This is a genomic window from Moorena sp. SIO2C4 (assembly GCF_010672485.1).
Lineage (GTDB): Bacteria > Cyanobacteriota > Cyanobacteriia > Cyanobacteriales > Coleofasciculaceae > Moorena > Moorena producens.
Window position 1 is genome coordinate 1 of sequence record NZ_JAAHGN010000854.1, and the last position, 3387, is coordinate 3387.

Below are 3387 nucleotides of genomic sequence, written 5' to 3' on the forward strand. Positions count from 1 at the left end.
TTGACATTTTTATGGCGCTCGCGGGATATTCCCGAGAGCTTTGGGAGATACCCCCTGGATGCTATTGCATCTTGCCTTGGCGATCCTTGGTCTATCTTGGTAGACTTTGGTAGCTAAAAAGTATCGGACGTAAGAGTTGACCATTGCGGTGCGCTTGACTAGGTCAAGCGCACCGGTACATCCAGCCAATTGGTAAAGCTGTCCCTATGTGCCTACTCCATAGTTTGATTAGGCGATAATAGTTAATTTTTAATCATACCCTACACCGAACGCCTAAGGCGAACATTCTTAATTCTTAATCCTTAATCCTTTATGCGACGGGAACTCTAAGGCCAGCATCCTTGAACCCATGGCGCTTCTGATGCCATTGCCAGGCGTTGGATAAGATGGTGTTTATATCGGAATACTGGGGATACCAACCCAGAAGTTTTCTGGCTTTGTCACTACTACCGACCAAAGCGGGCGGATCACCAGGACGGCGATCGCATTCTATAGCTTTGATGTTTTGTTTTGTGACAAATCTGGCTGCCTCAATCACTTCTTTGACTGAGAAGCCGTTGCCATTGCCTAAGTTAAAGATTTGACTATCCCCACCCTTTAACAAATAGTCCAACCCCAAAACATGAGCAGAGGCTAAATCCTTGACGTGAATATAGTCCCGAATACAAGTTCCATCAGCTGTGGGATAATTGGCACCAAAAATGGAGATCGACTCCCGTTTACCTAAAGCAGTAAGCAGCACTAAGGGGATAAGGTGGGTTTCGGGAGTGTGATCTTCCCCTAGCCTACCCTCTGGGTCAGCACCAGCAGCATTAAAATAGCGGAAGGTTACGGATTTTAAATCATAGGCGGTATGGAAATCCGATAGAATCCGCTCTACCATTAATTTACTCGCCCCATAGGGATTAATTGGGTTTTGGGGATGATCTTCTGGAATCGGTACAGTTTTTGGTACCCCGTAGGTAGCACAGGTAGAGGAAAAGACTAATTTTTTAATTGATGCTGCTACCATAGCTTCCAGGAGTGTTAGTGTCCCGGTGACATTATTGCGGTAATATTTAGCCGGGTCAGTGACCGACTCTCCCACATAGGCATAGGCAGCAAAGTGCATTACTGCACTGATATCATAGTCTCTAAAAAGATTGTCGAGTAATACCCGGTCATTGGTATCACCGACAACTAGCTTCACCTTTAGAACATCTTCGACTATGTCTCGATGACCATAGACTAAATTGTCTAGAACCACCACGTTGTAGCCAGCTGCCAAGAGTGCTAATACAGCATGGGAGCCAATATATCCGGCTCCCCCTGTAACTAGCACAGTTGCTTTGGATTGCGACACTTGAATACCTCGCTAGTCTAGATTTTTGCTTTTACCAAATTATTCCCTGGGATTGCTTGTAATTCCGCAAATTTGGGTAAAATAGTAATCCCATATGGAGATGCCAGATTTGATTTGGTGATGCTTGAACCTAATTGTGACGCAATAGTCAAGCTGATTCATTATTCCGGTTAATTATTCTGGCTTCAAGCCCCACCTCCTAGCGGTAAGGGGGTTGTGGGATTCAATGCCTGTCAGATGCGCTTTGACAACAGTTAAAACAATGTCCCATCCATCAGGATGCTCACGGGGAAGTGCTTATCTAGTCTGGGATAAGGTAGTATTTCTGAGATAATCACAACCAAGATGGATGTCTTAAGGAAACCCTGAGGCTAATAACGGCTAATAACAAAGGCTTGGTTGTCATCCCACACTTTCGAGACCGGAAAGTGTGGGTAGTTATCACTGTGCGTCCCTAATCAAGTAACTTGACAATCAACTAATTTCACACGACCAGTCTGAACATGATCAAATATCCGATTAATCTGGTGGCGTTCTGCGTCGCTTATATTGTAATCGCAGAGGAAGGCACTCGTCAGCTGTAGATACTCTTGACGGCTCAATTGACCCCTGGTAATCATCTGGTTTACCATTGTCTCTATGTCCAGGTTGGATTGGCGTTCAGGTGTAGACGCCACAGATTTATGCTTTAGTCGGTGGGAAATCAAAAATGGCGATTCTGGGGATAGAGCGATTTTCATGATTATTTAGCACCTCTGTATAATTCAATCGAGCCAACCTGAATGGTTAGGGTCAAAGGAAGTATTGTGAGTAAAGAATAAATTTTGATGCTAGAAAAGACAGTTGACTAGGAACCTCCTTGACCATTTACTCTCTGTACCAGGCAAGCTGGCAGTGTCTTTACCCGTTGCTCTTTATCATGACACCGCCATTACAAGCAAGATATCACAGCAAAGAAAGAAAAAAAACACTTAATTATTAATGCTACCGACTGATTTGCTAATTAGTAGACAAAATGGCGAAGAAATCATTCCCAAACGGTTGCTGATTAACAATCAGACCTGTGCTATGGCAGCTGAGTTAATCCACTGCTTTATTGAGGCTACTGGTAGTACCCAAGGGGAACTAGACCGTAAGTTGTTGGATTGGGAAGGAGATAGCCCTGACTACCGGGTTAAACGAGGTTTAGCCCATATTCTTAAAACGAGCTTCAGTACCTTTGAAGTTGTTAGCCCCATAGACCCTAAGGCACTCCGCCAACGAGTTTTTGCCCTGGCGGCTCAATCTGTTCCTAGTCGCCAGGCAACTCAGACTACTCTAGAAAGCCTGAGCACTGCTTTATCTGAGGAATTAAACCAGGAAGTGTTGCCTGAGCAAATTTCTAAAGGACTTTATGCGGATTTACAAGAAAATCGTATTCTGACTCAATTCGATCACCCAGCACCAGAGGCATTACTGCATCGCTATAATTTATCTCAAGTTCAGGGTATTTTTTATCGGGCATCTGAGATGACTCTGAATGCTCATCGGAATGTTCCAGGGGAGTATAAGCTATTAATCCGCTATTTGAAGTTGTTTCAGCTGATGACTTACATTGAAGGGGATGCGGACCATGGCTTCACGATTACTATTGATGGACCGACTAGTTTATTTAAGCCGAGTACTCGCTATGGTTTAGCGATCGCAAAACTGATTCCAGCCTTACTACACGTTACTAAATGGAGTCTCAAGGCGACCTTACAAAGCCGTGACTCTTACAGCGGTACGATCAAGACGGGGCATTTTAGCCTTAATGACCGCTGTGGCTTGGTGACTCACTATCCCCCTGGTAAACCTTACGACAGTATGTTAGAGGCTTCCTTTGCTAAGCGTTGGGAATCTCATAAAACTGAGTGGGTATTAGAGCGAGAAGTGGATTTAATTCCTATTCCTGGTAGTGTGATGGTGCCCGACTTTCGGATTGTTCATCCTGATGGGCGAAATTTCCTATTAGAAATTATTGGTTACTGGCGTCCAGAATATTTAAAGAAGAAATTCGCTCAGGT

At 44.2% G+C, this 3387-nt stretch carries 3 protein-coding genes; 1 reads left to right on the forward strand and 2 read right to left on the reverse strand.

The annotated features are described in order from the left end of the window. Nucleotides 1-310: 310 nt before the first annotated feature. Entirely contained in the window at nucleotides 311-1342 is a 1032-nt protein-coding gene (galE, locus tag F6K20_RS30280) for a UDP-glucose 4-epimerase GalE (protein ID WP_044495096.1), read from the reverse strand. 458 nt (nucleotides 1343-1800) lie between these two features. Beyond that, nucleotides 1801-2082 carry a hypothetical protein gene (locus F6K20_RS30285; protein ID WP_008189281.1) on the reverse strand — a complete coding sequence of 94 codons (282 nt, stop codon included), beginning with the start codon at nucleotides 2080-2082 and terminating at the stop codon, nucleotides 1801-1803. 241 nt (nucleotides 2083-2323) lie between these two features. Here F6K20_RS30285 and F6K20_RS30290 point away from each other — a divergent pair. Next, nucleotides 2324-3387, forward strand: a 1064-nt coding sequence (locus F6K20_RS30290; protein ID WP_287297178.1) for a DUF790 family protein, incomplete at its 3' end; no start/stop codon positions are given.